Origin of the sequence: Kistimonas asteriae, assembly GCF_018263925.1 — a bacterium.
In the GTDB taxonomy this organism is placed as follows: Bacteria; Pseudomonadota; Gammaproteobacteria; order Pseudomonadales; family Endozoicomonadaceae; genus Kistimonas; species Kistimonas asteriae.
In genome coordinates this window covers 16,206-32,750 of sequence record NZ_JAEVHF010000021.1, presented here as the reverse complement: position 1 = coordinate 32,750, position 16,545 = coordinate 16,206, and the positions used below count along the sequence as shown (strand labels likewise).

Below are 16,545 nucleotides of genomic sequence, written 5' to 3'. Positions count from 1 at the left end.
ATTCGGTTTAAGCTTCCTGACAATAGGTTTTGTCATACATTTTTTGACAAATGAATCTCGATACCCTCAAACAGCTTGATCTGGATGACCGCGAGATCAGCATCTACATGACGCTGTTCCGCCTGGGGCCGGCCTCTATCCGCGACATTGCCGGGCAGACCGGCGTCAACCGCGGCACCACCTACGAAACCCTGAAGCGCCTCGCCGCCCGGGGTATTGTCAGTTATTTCCCGAAAGGTAAGCGCCGGGTATTCCGTGCGGAAGATCCCGAACGGCTGCTACAGCTGGCGGAAGAAAAACAAAACGCCCTGAAACACACCATTGAGCAGCTGAAAACGGACATTATTCCCGGCCTGCACCACCTGAAACCCGATTTCAGCAGTGGTAATGTCAGCTTTTATGAAGGCGATGACGGCATTGAGTTGGTATTGAAAGATATCCTTGCGACGGTCGCCACACAGCCTGAGAAAACCTATTCGGTCTTTTCCTCCAAGTCACTGCGCCAGCACCTGTACCGTCCGTTTCCCAACTATACGACGCAACGTATACGGCAGAAGATCAGCGTTAAGGTCATCGCCCTGGGTGAAGGGGGTGAAGATGCAGAGTTTTCCGAACGAAAGTGGATCCGCACTCAGGGCCAGCCGGATGCCAGCTATATCGCGATTTATCCCCCAAAAGTCGCCATGATCTCGCTGGCTTCCGAGAACTACCCGGTGGCGACGGTCATTGATTCTGTCGAAATTGCCACTGCCCAGCAGGTGATATTTGATACGCTCTGGCAACTACTCTGACATCAAGTAACCACAGAAATCTGGTGGAAATTGAGTTCAGAGGCTAGCCCTATGCAAACTGAATACGACCAGAACGCCCATAACAATAAAAGAGCAAAAAACCATAACAAAAAGAAATAGTTAATTAGTCAAATCACTACAGTAAAAAACAATAAATAACGTCACGGGTTGAACCAATACCAGCATTGGAGAGTCTTATTTATATGTATCAAAAGGAAATTGAGGAAAATCCATCATGGATAGAGTCAGGCATAGCTTCCGTCATTCATCTCGAAGTCTTAAAAAAAGTCGCACAAAAACTGTCAAAACACCCAATAAGGGCAAAGTATCAAAAGCGGATGTTGAACCGCATAGCTCCCAAGGATCAACTCTTTCTACAGCTAAGCAACCATTAACAGACTTTATTGGTGCTCGCGCAACAAAAAGCACACTAATCAGGATGGAGCAGGTCATACTTGCTGGTAAAGATACCACTCCATCACAACCTGAAACCTCAATGGAACCAATCTGTGAGCCTGAGACGAGCGCCCCTGAAACGACTCCATCGTCTTCCCTCTCACATAAAGCATTCACAACTCAAACTCCCAACGCAGAGCAACATACTCGTGTGGCCACTATTTTCACATTGAGTGGCCTGAAGAATACCTCTGTACGAATGAAATGGATGAAGCCACTACAGAGGCTTACCCGCACAATTTCAGCTGAAACGATCACTTACATTGAGAGTATGAAGGAGCAACCCTTACAGGACCTTTTATCCCAGTGCAGTGTCAAACAACAATTAGGTTTAGCCAAAAAACACAGTGTAGCGTTGGCAGAAACTGCCCCTCAATTCGAACCAGAGGCGAGCGAAGAATGCCAGAAGTTCTTTAAGTACAGTAAAAGATACCTATTGAATGGCGAAGGAAAAAGCGTGCTGGAACAATGCCTGTCTCCAACCGTCGCCGCTACCATGAAACAAGGCCTACCTGATATACCGGTGAAGTACTTTCTCCCTAATTACCCTTCATCGTTCGTCGCACTCAATCAAACACATCGTATGACAGATGCAACACATATACCTGACCCAAAAACAGGAACCGATGAACGCCATGTTGAAGAAATGGAAGAGATAGATGACCTGGCTGATGTGGAGGGCCAGGAAGGAATGACCGCGACGGCAAAGACGGTCAAGATACCTTTCAATCCCAACAGTGAGTTGCATAAAACCATGATTATTCTTTCGCGGCTCAATGATATGTATCGATCAGTCAGTCTTGCCATCACTGAACATGCTTCCCAATTGGCAGGAGAAGAGAGGTACGAGGAATCCACTCGTCTGCTTGAGCAAGTTAAAATGATCAAGGAAAAGATCAAAACCATTGACCTCAATATCCTGACATTGATGCATGCCCTGATGAAAAAAGAGTGGCCAGAGCATTTTTCCGAGGGTTCTTACCAGCATGTTGTGATTATCGATGAGCAAGGTAAAAGCTGTTTGAATCTCGACTCTTACCAACCCAGACGTGGCTATTTGGATATGGAGCCATTAACGCCTGTTGGACCACTTTGATGCACTCAACAGCAATGATCCTTACTCGCTGTGATCAGTGTATCACTGATCACAGCGGAATTTGACTCAGTAGAAAAGGCTACAATCCACCAAAACATCAGCCAAGTAGCCTGGTTTTTTGACCATTAAGACGAATCGTTCAGTAGTGCCAAGCGTTACTAGCTGACCGGCAACCTCCTTTGGTGTCTGCACTCATTCTATTTACAGAACCTCTCAATATAGGCGTCCATGTTTGAATATTAGATAGAATTGCCTACATTTGGGGCGTCACCGACAACACCTCCCTTCTGCAACCTCGCCAGGCCACTATGATCTCCTCAACCACAGATGCATTGCTGCGACCATCGCCCCTTCGCTGGCTGTCGATGGTCATTTTAACCGTGGGAATGATCCTGACCAACTCCCTTTATGGTCAGGACAAACCCATTCCAGCACTCAGCTATCAGCAGATGATAGGAACAGGCTTTGCTACCAGCTGGTTCAAAACAGAACCTCCCGAGACGTCAGAACTGCCCGACAGCCATCTTATTCAAACCATGATTGATCTTCGCAAAGCCGGCTTCAGTAATCTCCGTTTAAGAGCCAGGGCGGATATCTACGGGTTTGCCGACGTCATCACGGACACAGGCACTGAACCCACACAACACCTGGATAAAGCCACTATGGAGCGCTTCCTGACGGAGCTGGAGCGTGTCATCACTATTGCCAATAACCATGGCATAACGCCCATCCTGTCATGGATTCATCACGAAGCGGAAAGCCGTGCCAGCGCACAGGATTGTGAAAACTATGTCGCCTGGTGGTCAGCGGTTGCCAGGCATTTCAGGGATTTCCCCCAAACATTAGGATTTAACCTGATGACCGAGATTGGAATCCAGGGGTTTGGCGGCCTGCGCGTTGATCCATCGCTCTCCAATGAATGGATGCGCCAGGCGATAACCGCCATACGGTCCACCGGTGATAACAACGCCACCAGAAATCTCATCCTTACCTCTCCCCTAAAGACCGAGAAAGGACTCAAAAAGTTGGAAAGTGACCTGTTTAGCAGGGCGCACATACTGGCCGAATGGCATCGTTATGCCTCTGGCCCAAACCAGCAAGGGGGCAGCAAAGACTGGCACGGTGACGGTTCGCCAGAAGAGCGTCGTATTTTACTGGATGCCGTGTCAACAGCGCGGCATTTCCAGCAGTCCACAGGCATTCCAACCTGGCTGGGTGCCTGGATGCCCTGGGACAACGCCAACGCCTCGCTTGATCAACAGGAAATCGACGCATTTGCCACCTTCTTCACCACCACCCTGGCCAGCCACCAGATCCCCTGGTCCATGAATGAACTGAATGCGGTCTACAGCATCAAGGATAACCAGTGGCGAAAAAGGGTCAGAACCGGCCGGGAACACTCTCTGGTTATTAATATGGAAGATGTCATAAACGCCATTGAAAAAGGCCGGAAAAAAGGGGAAAAAATGGCATCGAAAGACATTTCTACCATTGGAAAATAAATCAGAGATTTCGGTTGTTACGACTGATGTCGTTTACACTAACCACTACACTATAAACGACAATTGACATATTAATACTCACTTTCGGGAGCACCGAATGAACATGACGCGCCTTGGCCTCACCGCCGCCATTGTCACCACATTAACCGCCTGTAGCAGTCTGCCGGAAGGCCGCTGGCAGGAAAGCACGCCAGTGGCCGGCACCAAGGCCATGACACTGGATATCCAGAAAGATCGCATCTCGGCCTATGCCGGCTGTAATCGGATGATGGGCAAGGCCCAGATGGAGGGTGATCATCTGGTGGTCGACAATATGGCCACTACCCTGATGATGTGTCATGGCAAAAACGCCAAGCGGGAAGAGGCCCTTAAGCAGCTACTGGCCAGCAAACCTGTCGTTGAGCAACACGATGACCAGCTAACCCTGTCCTCAGGGGATGACAGCTATACCTTCACCAAACAACCGTCCATGGAAGACGGGACAACCCGCTTCGTTTACGTTGCACCGGAAAAAGCCCCCTGCGTGGGTGTGGCGCCAATGCAATGCCTGCAGATTCGCGAAGACAAGAACCAGCCCTGGACACTCTATTACGGCACCATCGAAGGGTTTGCACCGGAGCCCGGCATTGCCTATCGCCTGCGTATCAAGGAGTTCGATGTCCCCAATCCGCCGGCTGATGCTTCCAGCAAGCGCTGGATCCTGGATATGATTGTTGAGCAGGAAGTGGTCACACCTTAAGGGTGGACAAAGCGCCGTGAATGCGGCGCTTTAATTTGTTGGCTCCAGTGGCTTACGGGCATAAATCCGATCAACCAGCACTTTGGGACCAAGGCGCATCCGCTGGTATCCATCCGGGTAGTGGATATAGTGGTTAACAATTCGGCTATCAGCAAAAGACCGCTTTTCCCAGAGGTGACAATAACGGCCTAACCATGCCCTGGTTTTCATCAGGCCAATAATGCTGCGCTGCTGCCATACCGTCGGTGCTTTCAGCCCCAGAGCCTCAAGCAATTGTTGATCATTAATCAGCGTGGCCACCAGTGTTTGGGTAAACGGCCTGAACATGGCGGGCAACAAGGCCGCAAGCCCTCCTAATATACCGGCTGTGACTTTCCCGGCTTCCGGTGTATAGGCCTGATGCATCTGTTCATACGCTATCTTCCATTGCTCAAACGCCTCATACGAGGACGGAATATCCTGTATATTCATCGCCTCGCCAAGACCATAAAACTCCCTGTATAGCGCTTCTTTTTCGTTATGGGTCATGGTTCGCCAACCAAAAGTCGCATTCCAGCGTACCGTTTCAAAAATAAACAGCGAAAGGGTGTAGAGAAATTCATCGTTGGGAATCTTGTAAAAACCATGAATCTGGTTGAGATGCGCCGCCATCTCCCTGCCAGCCGGGCTATCAGGCCCCGGCTGCATGATTTCCCGCAGAATGGCCTTGGTATCATCCAGGCGTTTCGTGCTTTCTTTCTCATAACGCCCGGTTTGGTGCAGTAAACGGGCAATGCCGGGAATACCAAAGGTTTTCAACTGGGCCAGTTCGCCGGCTATCAATGTATCCAGGGGAAACTCATGCTCTGCCATGATCCGTACCATCTCATGATGGTCCTTCACCGGATCAAGGGTGGTTAATTGCTGGGTATGCTTGCCTGTCCGAAATGAAAGCATGGTTTACCTGCATCCTGAAGTGTTTTTTATTTTTCTCTAAGCCAAGCTTAATATTCGGCATCAGAAGATGCCATGAATCTTGGGGGCAAACCCATCCTAATTGCAGTAAGGCAACTAAAACTTCCTGCAGGAGATTTACTTTAAATCTATCCCTCCTCTTTGACGAGCTTTAGCTTTTCAAAACTCATTAAGTAGTCAGAAATAACGTAATAACTGACTCAAACAAAAAAACATTCTCCACATAATAAATGATTACAGGAACAACTTAGAAATCATCATAGGCATTCACTCTAAACGCTTCCAAAACTTTTCACTTTTGTCAATGAACTATTAATATCCAACCCTGTCTTAAAAGCTAACTAGTTGTTTAGTATTCTGGATAGCACCTCTAACAATCTAGTTACCTTTTGGCTTTGCAGCCTGGTTCACACTGGCTAGCTGGTTTTTGGATAGATTTTTTATCTATCATTTGATCAACATGGAGGTTTATAGCATGGCTTCACCAACTCTTAGTAAGACTACTACTCATCTACCGGATGATGCACTTCTAATAGCGGATCTTAAAGCATCTCTTTTAAATAAAACGTCTGACCCTGAAAGAAAGGCATTTTGTCGAAAAGTACTTCAAGTATTAACTGATGTAGTTCCAGAGGTATATACCGACAGAACATTTTACAATCCTCAACTAAACCAAAATTGGCGCACGAATGTACAGCTATCAAATGTCGTTAAAAACGAATCGACCATTCTTAGTGAACTCAAGCATACACCTGCTCTTCACAAAGCACTTGTAGAAACCGGTATAACAACCTACGACACCCTTTTAACATCAGATTTGTTATCCCTAGAGGAAATCAAAAAACTTGATAAAAAAGAACTGAAAGAAACGCTCAAGATCAAAGAACTGACAGATCTGGAGAAAAATGAAATACTCATGGGGCTTATAAAGCCTGAACAAATCGAACAGCTAAAAGCTGTCCTGCAGCACAAATCAGTAAATCAAAGTAGAATAGCTAACTTAATGTAATTTACTGATTTATTTCAGTTAATATACCTTTCACAGCTCGGGTCTTTTCAACCTTGATCTACAGGCATTCCAATATAGGGATGCCTGTAGAAACCAAAACCAGATTCTCAGTGCAACGACTTATTCCACGCTGTCGCAACAGGCCGGCTCAACCACTCCCCCCTTTCGAGCAGACTACAGGAGTCAAAGGCTGGTCATTGAATCGCTCCCCCCGATGGATGCGAAATCATGGTTTGTACAGGTACAGACTAAAAGCTAAGCCGTGCGATGTGACGGTGAATACACTGTCACAAGTGGAAGGCTATACGGCTTCCTGTGTATGATTCATAACACAACACCTGAAAACCGTTCCACCTCCGTGACCGGCCGTTGTGCTTCAGGACTTCATTCATGCTCAGGGAAAACGATTACCAATGAGCCAGAGAAAAAAACGCATCTTGTCACTGGGTCTGGTTGCCGGTGTCATCGGCGCCACCGCCCTACTGTTACCCGCCATCAGCGGACAGCTGATCAACGGGCAGATCAGCCGCCAGATTCAGGCGATTGCCGATACCAATCACTACACCGTCAGCCAGCTGGAATTGAACAAGGGTTATACCGAAACCCAGCTGACGGCCCGCCTGGAAGGTAAGGATCTGCGCGAACTCAACGGGGAAAGTATTACGCTTGAGGGTACCATCCACCATGGCACCCTTCTGTCATTGCCTAATATGGCTACGGCATCACTGGATCTGCATTACGCCATGACTCAGGAGCCCATGGAGCTGGATGTTCCCGGCAAACTCACATTCATCCAGGGCTGGGGCGGACGAACCCGGGTGACGGTTGAAGCTGGTGAATACAGTATTCCGCTGGATCCGGAGAGTGATCTGCAACTACAGATTGCCGGCACACAAGCAACTTACGACAGTGACATGCAGGATGGCAATGGCACCACCCTCAGCCTGACACCGGCTGACTGGAAAATGATTGAGCGTGGCGAACAGGTGGGCGGTATCAATTTCTCTGAGGGGATTCTCACGCTTGAGAACGGTTTCAACCAGTGGCTGATGACCGTACCGGAACTGACCGTCACGGGTGTCACGCCCATGGGTGTCCAGACCCTGCTTTCAATCGCCGACCTGAAAATCAGCAGCCATGAGCAGGTGGAAAACGACCTGCTGTCATCCACCGCCCGGCTGGAAACCGGCGCCGTGGTGATCCCCGTGGCGCCCATTCCGTCAGGCAAGGAGTTTATCAACAGCCTGGCGATTCAGCTCTCTGCCGAGAACCTCAGTGTACCGGCCCTGCAAAAACTCCTCAGTATTGGCCAGTCCATGGACTCACTGGAAGCCGAGCAAGGGCGTGATGAATTGCTGGCGGTTGCTGTCGAGTTCACCCGGCATCTGCCGCGTTTCGCTATCGACAGTATTGATCTGGATACCGTGCAAGGCAGTGTGTCCCTGGGCTTCAGCGTGCAGGGCAACCAGCATACCGGTGACCTGCTGACAAAATACCTGAACGAGCCCCCTGTCACAGAAGCGGACAGTCAGGCCATGAGCCAGCAGGCCTTGAACGCCATCAACAGTACTGTCTCTTTCTCAGCAACGGATTCCATGATCAGCTGGGGGTGTGAACACTTTGGCAGCGCCGCTGCCATGGCCGACGGCAACCCGCCCAGTCACGCTAAGCGAATGGCCAGCATGTGCCAGGAAATGGCCATTTCCGGCGATTTCCTGATGATGGCCTGTGACACGGAAGTGGACATAGCGCGTAAACAACTCTGCCTGACTGCGATGGAAGAGGTTCGCAAACCCTGGGTGGAAGAGCGAAAGCTGATGTTCCGCCTGGAGGAAGGCATTTTCAGCATCAATGATGTGCCGGTTGAACTCCCTGTCGGCCTCTAACCTGAGCATCGGGCATCACGCACATTTCTGTTAGTGATGCCCATCATGATTCCATGGTAAATTACGCACCGGCTGCAGAGTGATCCTGCAATCGGTGTACCATCCAGCCCAGGCAATTACCGTGGAACTGACGCTTACTACCCCCGCCCTGTTTTTCCCTGCAATATCGTTGCTGTTTCTTGCCTATACCAACAAATACCTGTCGCTGGCAGCGCTGGTTCGCAGCCTGCACCAGTCGTTCAGAGAAAACCCGCAGCGCAAGTCCCTGTCGGGACAGATCGACAACCTGCGTGTACGGATGAACTACATCAAGCAAATGCAGCAGCTCGGCATCATCAGCTTTATCCTGTGTGTGGTGGATATGTTCCTGCTGTTCCTGAATATGGAAGCTGCAGCAATGGTGGTTTTCGGACTTTGCCTGCTGTTCCTGCTGGCATCACTGGTTGTCTGTGCCTTGGAGATCCATATTTCCGGCGCAGCCCTGGATCTGCAGTTGCGGGCAATGGAGTAATCAATAAGCTTGAAGCGACATCAACATCTATGGGTAACATGTCGCTTCATGATTTCGCAATATCGCGTTAGGTAAAATCTATTCTTTTAATTTCCACATACTTATATCAACACACAACTTACTTTCACCCATTAAATACCTAACATAATACAAGAGATTTATTAGAGTTAATAAGCATATTGTTATTGATATGTAATTAAGTAAAAAATACATTATATTTCCGTTACATACTTCGGAAGACTTAATATGGATAGCACACATGGAATTTTAAACACCATACCACAGGGTTCTAAGCTACTTGATACAAGATCTGATGACCTCTCTACCTCATCCAGAAAAATTCCATTATCAGCATCAAATACGCCTAAAAGAATATTATTATGTAGAGAAACTTCATCAGACGATAGTTCTACATCCGATAGCTCTGAAGAAAATGGTTTTGAGGGTAATCTTTCTGCGAAAGATTATTGCCTATTCATTGCAAAAATACTTTTAACAATTCCATTGTTTATTATTGGTACTGCGATTGGTGCTATTTATGGCGTTGTTTGTGGATTCTGTGTTGGGCTATTATCAATGCCTTGTAGAAGTATTGATTCGGAAGTACTTTCTCCAGCTCAAAAAATCTGTATGACACCCGTCCTGTGTTTGTGCTGCCCTCTTATATTAACCATAACATGGACTGCTGATGGATTATTTTCAGGCGGCTATGTTTTTTGCAGTAACTTGTGGAATGGCAGACCCATATGGGTAGACATAGATCAAATGAAAGAAAATGAAAGTAGGCCATGCATACCGCCAATACTGAATACTTTGGGTCAAGATTGTGTTAGCGGTATAGATATAAATACCATAACAAGGCGATAGCTCATCTAAAACCCATTATTTGTCAACTGGGAACAATGTTCCCAGTATTAACCTGCTATTTGCAACCTGAAATGTGGGTCTTCCTTAGCAACATTCCACCTTAAAAGGCGGAATAAATTATTTTAGGAGGTCATGTCGACCATTAAACAAGTCAGAAGCAATGTAGCGAATGATGGCGTACGTATAGATCAAACTGCCATTAACGAAAATGCCGAATACCCACTCATCCAGATGAAACCCATACGGTTTGAACCCCTGCAGAAGAATAATGCCGGCCAGGAAAACCACTTGAATACGGAGCAGGGTAAACGTCTTACTGTCGAACTGCTTGCGATGCTTCCGGCGGGCGCGAATCTCCTGCATGCGCTCCAGCAGCAGCTGATGGTTGGTTTCCCGCAATGCCTGCTCGCTAACCGTACCGAAACGTTCCGGTCGCTTCTGGCTCCGGGAGGCGATGCGCTCCAGCAAGGCTTCATCGTTCGCCACGTCGACTACCTCTTTTTTTATTATTGTTTCATCCCTGACAAGCCTGTTATGTCAGCTTGAGAATATCTGCCCGCACCCGCACGGCTTCAGCACTGACCCCATAGGTCGCCGCCACCAGCTCAGGCTCCCCTTCCCACGTCATCCAGGTGTGTCGGAAATGGTTCTCCGGCATCAACAGTTCTGCAGCAAAATGATTGGCTTCCTGCTCACGGGGCGTGATGGCGCCATCGCGGTAATCAACATGGCTGCCTTCCAACTCACGGTGCAGAAAAATATGGCCGATTTCATGGGCCAGGGTAAACATCTGACGACGCGGTGCATCCTGGTGATTGATGTAGATGGTCTGCTGACGGTGATTGACGGCCCCAGAGACCCGATCCGTGTCCTCATCCGGCTCGAACTCTTCGATGGTGTAACCGAGGTAATGGATAATCTCTTCCAGCGGCGTCGGGAACTGTTCACGTACACCGACATTGATCAGCAGCTCCGTGGCCAGATCCCGTATCTGCTGGCGGTTATACCGTTGTTCTTCTGCCTGTATTTGAACGGACACCTTATGATTCCTTGTTATTTCCGGCAGCGCGTGAGGTGAACCTTACCCTGTTTCAGGTCGCGATGACCAGCCACCCACACGGGCGGATCAATCATTCAGCTTCCGGGCGAGTTCGCCAATCTTGCTGTTGGCTTCTTCCAATACTTCCATACCCAGTTCTGTGATGGCGTAGAACTTGCGCTGGCGCCCCTCCGTCACCCGGGTTTCTTTTACGATCAATCCGTCGTCTTCCATTTTGTGCAGCAACGGATACAGCGTGCCGGGACTGATCTTGTAACCGTGGTCCTGCAGGTGCTCCATCAGCCAGGCGCCAAAGAAGGGTTCCTGACTGGCATGCCGCAGGATGTGAATCTGGATAAAACCCAAAAACAGCTTACGAAGGATCTTTTCTTTCATGGTCTTTTCTAATATCGTATTTCGATATCGCAAATTGATAATTTGGAATCATACATGGCGCAATCGGTTGCCACAATCCAGCTACAGAAGCTTTCGGTTGGCCCACCGGATAAACGACTGCTGCATGACATCTCACTGACCGTCCAGCCTGGCGAAACCCTGGTGTTTCGCGGCCCTTCTGGCGGCGGCAAAAGTACCTTGCTGAAAACCCTGCTCGGTGGCTACCCGTGGTCAGACGGCGTGTACCTTCTGGAGGGAGAATCCATAACGGCTCAGACCATCGACAGGGTTCGAACGGCTATTGCCTATATCCCGCAGCAACCTGACCTGGGCAATGGGTCGGTTCTCCACTGTTTGCAGCAGCCGTTCAGCTGGCGCAGTTTTCGAACAAAGTGCTTTTGCCGAACAACGCTGCTGGACTGGTTCCAACAACTCGCGCTGGATGAAACCTTACTTCAACAGCCCTGCTCCCGACTGTCGGGCGGACAGCGGCAACGTATCGCCATTATTCGCGCACTGATGACCGGGCGCCGTATCCTGGTAGCGGATGAACCTACCTCTGCACTAGACCCTGAAGCCAGTCAGACCGTCAGGGAGATATTGCTGTCTGGCCGCTATACCGTTATCTCCGCCTCCCATGATGCCGATTGGATTCAGCAATGCTCGCGGAGCCTCACGGTCAAGGATGGCACGTTACTCGACGACACGGCTCAACGGGCCACAAACGCTTCTTCCATGGTGACTGAGCATGAATAACGCCGCCACGATTCCGCTCACCCAGCTGATTGCCTTTTACGGCCTGCTAATCATTCCGTTTGCCATACTCTGGCAGTTGAAGCTGGGTGACACCCTCCGGAAATTTTCAGTCAGCCTGTTACGGATGACGTTTCAGCTGGGACTGATAGCCCTGTACCTGGAGTTTCTGTTCCGCTTTAACCACCTGTGGATAAACCTGGGCTGGCTGCTGGTCATGCTAATCGTCGCCAGCAGCCTGATTGTGAAACAGGCAGGTTTATCAAGACGACATCTGTTTACGGCCTCGTTCACCGCCCTGCTGGTAGCAGCATCCATCGTGCTGGCTGCCATGCTTCTGCTGGTCAAACCAACGCCCTGGTATGACGCCCGCTACCTGGTGCCGCTGGCCGGCATGCTGCTGGGTAACTGCCTCACGGCCAATATCCTTACACTGGAGCGTTTCTATCAGTCCATCGACAGCCAGTATGACCGTTACATGAATGACCTGCTGCTGGGCGCCAGTCAGTGGGAAGCAGCTTTACCCTTTGTCCGTGAAGCGCTGAAAGCGGCGCTGAACCCAATGATTGCCACCACGGCCACCCTGGGCATTGTCTACCTGCCCGGTATGATGACCGGCCAGATTCTCGGGGGAACGGATCCTATAACTGCCGTCGCCTATCAGGTCATGATCATGGCGGGGATCGCCGTCAGCACGGTGATTTCTACAGTACTGACCCTGATATTGAGCCTGAAGGCAGGTTTCGATGGGTTCGGCCTGCTGAGACCTTCGCTATTGGTCAGTAGTGCTACGGCAGAATAACCAGAGGGTGATCTGCTCGTTCAACAGATCACCCCAATTTTGCACTATACGTTAGAAGTATCCGCGCGCTGTATTGACGATAAAAACCTAACAATCATCATCATTGCTCTGGTGTTATCTTTTTTATTTTCCACAAGCCTGCTGTACCAGAACATTCTCTCTTCCAATTGGTTAGTTTTCCCTCTTCCTGCTGTAAACATCTCGCATCAAAAACATCAATTATCCGGTAGGCATCATCAACAGGTTCAACACTCCAGTGCAGGCTCTCTTTTTTCTTGCAACTGAAAGCACACACATCGCTCTCAGGTGGCTCGACATAGCCCTTGTCCTCACAGGGCCAGAGATAAACCATTGGCCATTCATTCGCAGCCAAACACCGCTGATTGGCGCGATTCACCAGCCTGTAAAAACGATTGTCGACTTTTTCAAAGTGCCAGTGCTGCCGGTTGTCATTCTCAGCACAGGCATGAATTTCGGCAAAATCTGCCGTGGCACTCTTATAAGCGTCCTTCGCCAGACAGGTTTGAGTGGCTGCATTCACGATGATATAGGTGCCCTCCTCAAACTCGCTCGCCGTCTTGTGGGAAGGCGGGTATAACTCATCGATACGCCTGACTTTTTTTATCGTCTGGTCAGGCAGAATGTCATACAGGTCATCATAGATTTCCTTAAAGCGGTAAACACCATTTTTGTGACCTGATTTCAAAAACCGCAGGGATGCAAAGCCGTTGTAACGGGAAGGAATCTCGACGGCCTGATAAGGCTGGGTCTTCAAATCAATGGCGTAAACCCTGAAACCTGAAAACCTTCCGGGCGAATTAATCGCTATACGCCTTCCGATCCATTCCAGAGGATTACTATCTGCATCCCGGTCAGACCGGGCAAAATAAATGACATGCCGGTGTTTGTTGTAAATAAAATCAGAAATCCTCTGTTTCTGGCTGGTTATCTGAACAACATCGCCTGATGACACATCCTTGATGAATAACTCATTGGGCCCATGTTTCTCTTTATAGAGTAAGGTCGTTATTTCGAGGTCGCTGTCGGATAGAACCGCTTTTTTCTCAAGATAAGCCGGTGAATGATATGAGCAGCTGGGAACGCACCCAGAGAGCATCAACACCAGCAGGGAGACCATTATCACCCGATAATTACGAACGGAGAGTAACTGTTCATTATATTTCATTCAGGTACCATCTGCAGGGCTATCAATCCATATCTATTATTTTTAATGCATCACACAAGCCACAACAACAGTAGGACTGATGCAACCAACCTTCCTTTGTTATTGTAAGCTACTTTTTCGAATCGACGCGCGGTCAACCTGTATGTTTCAGTTTTCCAAAAGGTACACTCAATACCGCGGCATACATCGATGAATCTCTCATGCTCAATGAAATGCCTGTATGACGTCTGAACAGCGGCCTGGATAAATCTCAATTACCACGGATGAGTATTCATATATTTACGATATAGCGTTTGAGGCTGTTTCAATCAACGTCCTCCATAGAAGAACTCGCCTGAGTCTCTTGATTCTCATCTAGTAATCTAACAAGCTCTTCTAAACTATTTTCTTTGGCATAATCTAAAGCAGTCTTGCCATGCTTATCTTTGATAGACTTATCTGCCCCGACATCTATTAACTTTTTCACAATAAAAATCTTATCAAGCATTGGGATTTCCTGCTTGAATTTACATACCAAAATCAAAGCGGACTCATCAAGAGTAGATTGAATATTAACATCCGGTTTCCGATAAAGAAGATACTCAACAGCTGTGCTCAAACCATGAGTTGCAGCAAGCATCAGTGCTGTACGACCTCTATCATTTCGCTGATTAATATCAGCACCACACTCTAACATGAAAGAATATTTATTTTTACTGGGATGACCTGCATATCTGGCCAATCTATCAGGGAGATCAACTACCCCGCCTTTAGCAATCAGGCCTTTCATTAGCTGTTCTGAAGTAGAACAACGTTGCTTCATTGCGTAGTGTATTAGTAGTTTTTTATCAAAATCATAGTACTCCAGCAACCAATTAATGGTAACAGCCCCTTTAGCAACAAGCTCTGTCATTAACCGGCTTGATGTCAAACACGCTTGTTCCAATGCATAGCGAACCAGAGGCTCTACTTCAAATTCGGCGTTAGCCAGCAAATATCGGATGACCAAATCGTTTTCATCCACAGAGCAGGCAACCCATAAAGGGCTTTTTTCTATTGGGGTATCTTGTGGATTAATAATTGCACCTTTTTTTACCAGGTGCATAACCGTTGGCATGCTTTTACTTTCACACCCATATACCAGTGCTGTTTTACCCTCTTTATCTTGAATCTTGACATCACTGCGATACACTAATAACTGCTCGACCGTTTTGTAATGCCCTCCTGCAGCGGCCATCATGAGTGCAGTTTGACCCGTCCCATCTTGAGTATTGATATCAACAAAACACTTTCTTAAACATGTGACCAATTCCAAATGGCCACCTGTAGCAGCCAGCATGAGCGCGTTTTCCCCTTTTATATTGCGAATATCGGGGTTTGCATACCAGCCTAAAAGGGTTTGCAATGCCACCAAATCCCCATCTTTTGCAGCATACATCAGTGCCGTTTGACCTGTAGATGCATGCACTGCATTTACATCAACCTTCGTCTGTTGTAATTCCATCGGCCCATCAAGCTTGTAATCAGGCTTCGCCAGTCTATAAACATAACGGCTAAAATCAGCGTTTTTAGATTTTAAAAGTGAAACTATCTCATTTACTGCATTTAAAAATACACCTAGCTCACCTAGCTCTCCCTTAGTTATACCTACCGTTCGGGCAATCACCCTTTTAACACTTTCTGTTATGATTGGAGTTACATCTACGTCTTTGGCAATTAATGCCTCTATCATCGCCAATCCACATTCTTCCTTATAGTGGTTATAGAGATATTCTATCGTTTTACAACCTGAATGATCGACAAACTCATAATCAAATTCACTTGTCTGCATTAGCTTCCAGGCAGTTTTTGGCAGCTTTGAACTTAATGCTAAATGAAACAAACTCTGTGTTGAACTAGGATCAGGGTGCAAATTAATATTTCCATGACCTATCAACCAACAGGCGATAGCTTCAGCATTTTTTATTTCATCAGGATTATTAGGCTCAACCCTCAATATGATATATTCTAAAATAACTATTGGGTGCTCTATAGTTCTTTTCTCTACGCTACCATCTGCTAAGTAGATACGTCTAGTAAGTGCATGTGTTGCCGGAGACTTCACCGCTGTGTTAGGAGACAGATTATTTTCTTTAAAAATTTCCTGAAATAATTTTAACCCTCCCTTTGATATAGCCTTTTTTATTTGATTAGCGATTTTTGATTTTTCATCTACCAATAGTGTTTCCTGAGGCTGCGTCACCTTTCGGCTGGTAGATCGAGAACCTTTCGGTCTTGCACCGGAAGATCTCACTGCCGCTTGGTGGCCAGAAGTTTCGGCTTCCTGTACGCTCATCTGGGCAAATCGCGCTTCTGCCTGTTCGGTGGCGGATGGTTGTTGCTCCTGTTGAACAGGAGAAGGTGTTCTGGTCTCTCTTACCTCCATTCAGTTAATCCTCGCTTAGCTAAACATTAAACGGTTCAGGTTCTTGCATTCTGAATCTCTATTAATAACAAATGTTTGGACAGTAACAGAGGTGATATGTTCATACAACGGAGTTACTGGCAGTGCTTGGCTCAGAGAAAACGCAACGCTCGTC

16 protein-coding genes are annotated in these 16,545 nt (G+C 47.8%); 10 read left to right on the top strand and 6 right to left on the bottom strand.

Annotated elements, in window-relative coordinates:
• The first annotated feature begins 50 nt into the window (after positions 1-50).
• From KHS78_RS19110 to KHS78_RS19095, 4 genes are all read left to right on the top strand, one after another.
• Positions 51-791: a TrmB family transcriptional regulator gene (locus tag KHS78_RS19110; RefSeq protein ID WP_211830359.1), complete on the top strand. Its 741-nt coding sequence runs from the start codon at positions 51-53 to the stop codon at positions 789-791.
• Positions 792-1,026: 235 nt separating this feature from the next.
• Positions 1,027-2,343 carry a hypothetical protein gene (locus KHS78_RS19105; RefSeq protein ID WP_211830357.1) on the top strand — a complete coding sequence of 439 codons (1,317 nt, stop codon included), beginning with the start codon at positions 1,027-1,029 and terminating at the stop codon, positions 2,341-2,343.
• A gap of 365 nt (positions 2,344-2,708) precedes the next feature.
• Positions 2,709-3,845, top strand: a complete 1,137-nt coding sequence (locus tag KHS78_RS19100; protein WP_211830355.1) for a cellulase family glycosylhydrolase — start codon at positions 2,709-2,711, stop codon at positions 3,843-3,845.
• A gap of 97 nt (positions 3,846-3,942) precedes the next feature.
• Positions 3,943-4,584 (top strand): META and DUF4377 domain-containing protein, encoded by a 642-nt coding sequence (locus KHS78_RS19095; RefSeq protein ID WP_211830353.1) that lies wholly within the window; start codon positions 3,943-3,945, stop codon positions 4,582-4,584.
• A 30-nt stretch (positions 4,585-4,614) separates the two neighbouring features.
• Here the strand turns inward: KHS78_RS19095 and KHS78_RS19090 are convergent, their stop codons facing one another.
• Entirely contained in the window at positions 4,615-5,520 is a 906-nt protein-coding gene (locus KHS78_RS19090; RefSeq protein ID WP_211830351.1) for an oxygenase MpaB family protein, read from the bottom strand.
• A 493-nt stretch (positions 5,521-6,013) separates the two neighbouring features.
• On the opposite strand from KHS78_RS19090, the gene KHS78_RS19085 reads away from it, so the two are divergent.
• From KHS78_RS19085 to KHS78_RS19070, 4 genes are all read left to right on the top strand, one after another.
• On the top strand, positions 6,014-6,547 hold the full coding sequence (locus KHS78_RS19085) for a hypothetical protein (protein WP_211830349.1): 534 nt from the start codon (positions 6,014-6,016) through the stop codon (positions 6,545-6,547).
• A 413-nt stretch (positions 6,548-6,960) separates the two neighbouring features.
• On the top strand, positions 6,961-8,433 hold the full coding sequence (locus KHS78_RS19080; RefSeq protein ID WP_211830347.1) for a DUF945 family protein: 1,473 nt from the start codon (positions 6,961-6,963) through the stop codon (positions 8,431-8,433).
• A gap of 121 nt (positions 8,434-8,554) precedes the next feature.
• Positions 8,555-8,944, top strand: a complete 390-nt coding sequence (locus tag KHS78_RS19075) for a DUF2721 domain-containing protein (protein WP_343216942.1) — start codon at positions 8,555-8,557, stop codon at positions 8,942-8,944.
• Positions 8,945-9,190: 246 nt separating this feature from the next.
• The gene (locus KHS78_RS19070) at positions 9,191-9,811 is read left to right on the top strand and encodes a hypothetical protein (RefSeq protein ID WP_211830345.1); all 621 of its coding nucleotides are present in this window, start codon (positions 9,191-9,193) and stop codon (positions 9,809-9,811) included.
• A 117-nt stretch (positions 9,812-9,928) separates the two neighbouring features.
• On the opposite strand, the gene KHS78_RS19065 is transcribed toward KHS78_RS19070, so the two are convergent.
• The 3 genes from KHS78_RS19065 to KHS78_RS19055 form a co-directional block, all read right to left on the bottom strand.
• Positions 9,929-10,297 (bottom strand): hypothetical protein, encoded by a 369-nt coding sequence (locus KHS78_RS19065; protein ID WP_211830344.1) that lies wholly within the window; start codon positions 10,295-10,297, stop codon positions 9,929-9,931.
• Between the two features lie 46 nt (positions 10,298-10,343).
• Complete coding sequence (locus KHS78_RS19060; RefSeq protein WP_211830343.1) at positions 10,344-10,850, bottom strand: ImmA/IrrE family metallo-endopeptidase; 507 nt, start codon at positions 10,848-10,850, stop codon at positions 10,344-10,346.
• Positions 10,851-10,937: 87 nt separating this feature from the next.
• Positions 10,938-11,246, bottom strand: a complete 309-nt coding sequence (locus KHS78_RS19055) for a PadR family transcriptional regulator (protein ID WP_211830342.1) — start codon at positions 11,244-11,246, stop codon at positions 10,938-10,940.
• 54 nt (positions 11,247-11,300) lie between these two features.
• Here KHS78_RS19055 and KHS78_RS19050 point away from each other — a divergent pair, with 54 nt between their 5' ends.
• Together KHS78_RS19050 and KHS78_RS19045 are read left to right on the top strand one after the other, a co-directional pair.
• Positions 11,301-12,002, top strand: a complete 702-nt coding sequence (locus KHS78_RS19050) for an ABC transporter ATP-binding protein (RefSeq protein WP_211830341.1) — start codon at positions 11,301-11,303, stop codon at positions 12,000-12,002.
• A complete protein-coding gene (locus KHS78_RS19045; protein WP_211830339.1) occupies positions 11,995-12,801 on the top strand; it encodes an ABC transporter permease in 807 nt (268 codons plus the stop codon). The genes KHS78_RS19050 and KHS78_RS19045 overlap by 8 nt, the downstream gene beginning before the upstream one ends.
• 100 nt (positions 12,802-12,901) lie before the next feature.
• On the opposite strand, the gene KHS78_RS19040 is transcribed toward KHS78_RS19045, so the two are convergent.
• Complete coding sequence (locus KHS78_RS19040) at positions 12,902-13,939, bottom strand: RICIN domain-containing protein (RefSeq protein WP_211830337.1); 1,038 nt, start codon at positions 13,937-13,939, stop codon at positions 12,902-12,904.
• Positions 13,940-14,291: 352 nt separating this feature from the next.
• Positions 14,292-16,391: an ankyrin repeat domain-containing protein gene (locus tag KHS78_RS19035; RefSeq protein WP_211830335.1), complete on the bottom strand. Its 2,100-nt coding sequence runs from the start codon at positions 16,389-16,391 to the stop codon at positions 14,292-14,294.
• Between the last annotated feature and the right edge of the window lie 154 nt (positions 16,392-16,545).

Coding starts and splice junctions, on each gene's coding strand:
- KHS78_RS19110 (WP_211830359.1), top strand. CDS start 51: ATGAATCTCGATACCCTCAAACAGCTTGATCTGGATGACCGCGAGATC.
- KHS78_RS19105 (WP_211830357.1), top strand. CDS start 1,027: ATGGATAGAGTCAGGCATAGCTTCCGTCATTCATCTCGAAGTCTTAAA.
- KHS78_RS19100 (WP_211830355.1), top strand. CDS start 2,709: ATGGTCATTTTAACCGTGGGAATGATCCTGACCAACTCCCTTTATGGT.
- KHS78_RS19095 (WP_211830353.1), top strand. CDS start 3,943: ATGAACATGACGCGCCTTGGCCTCACCGCCGCCATTGTCACCACATTA.
- KHS78_RS19090 (WP_211830351.1), bottom strand. CDS start 5,520: ATGCTTTCATTTCGGACAGGCAAGCATACCCAGCAATTAACCACCCTT.
- KHS78_RS19085 (WP_211830349.1), top strand. CDS start 6,014: ATGGCTTCACCAACTCTTAGTAAGACTACTACTCATCTACCGGATGAT.
- KHS78_RS19080 (WP_211830347.1), top strand. CDS start 6,961: ATGAGCCAGAGAAAAAAACGCATCTTGTCACTGGGTCTGGTTGCCGGT.
- KHS78_RS19070 (WP_211830345.1), top strand. CDS start 9,191: ATGGATAGCACACATGGAATTTTAAACACCATACCACAGGGTTCTAAG.
- KHS78_RS19055 (WP_211830342.1), bottom strand. CDS start 11,246: ATGAAAGAAAAGATCCTTCGTAAGCTGTTTTTGGGTTTTATCCAGATT.
- KHS78_RS19050 (WP_211830341.1), top strand. CDS start 11,301: ATGGCGCAATCGGTTGCCACAATCCAGCTACAGAAGCTTTCGGTTGGC.
- KHS78_RS19045 (WP_211830339.1), top strand. CDS start 11,995: ATGAATAACGCCGCCACGATTCCGCTCACCCAGCTGATTGCCTTTTAC.
- KHS78_RS19040 (WP_211830337.1), bottom strand. CDS start 13,939: ATGGTCTCCCTGCTGGTGTTGATGCTCTCTGGGTGCGTTCCCAGCTGC.
- KHS78_RS19035 (WP_211830335.1), bottom strand. CDS start 16,391: ATGGAGGTAAGAGAGACCAGAACACCTTCTCCTGTTCAACAGGAGCAA.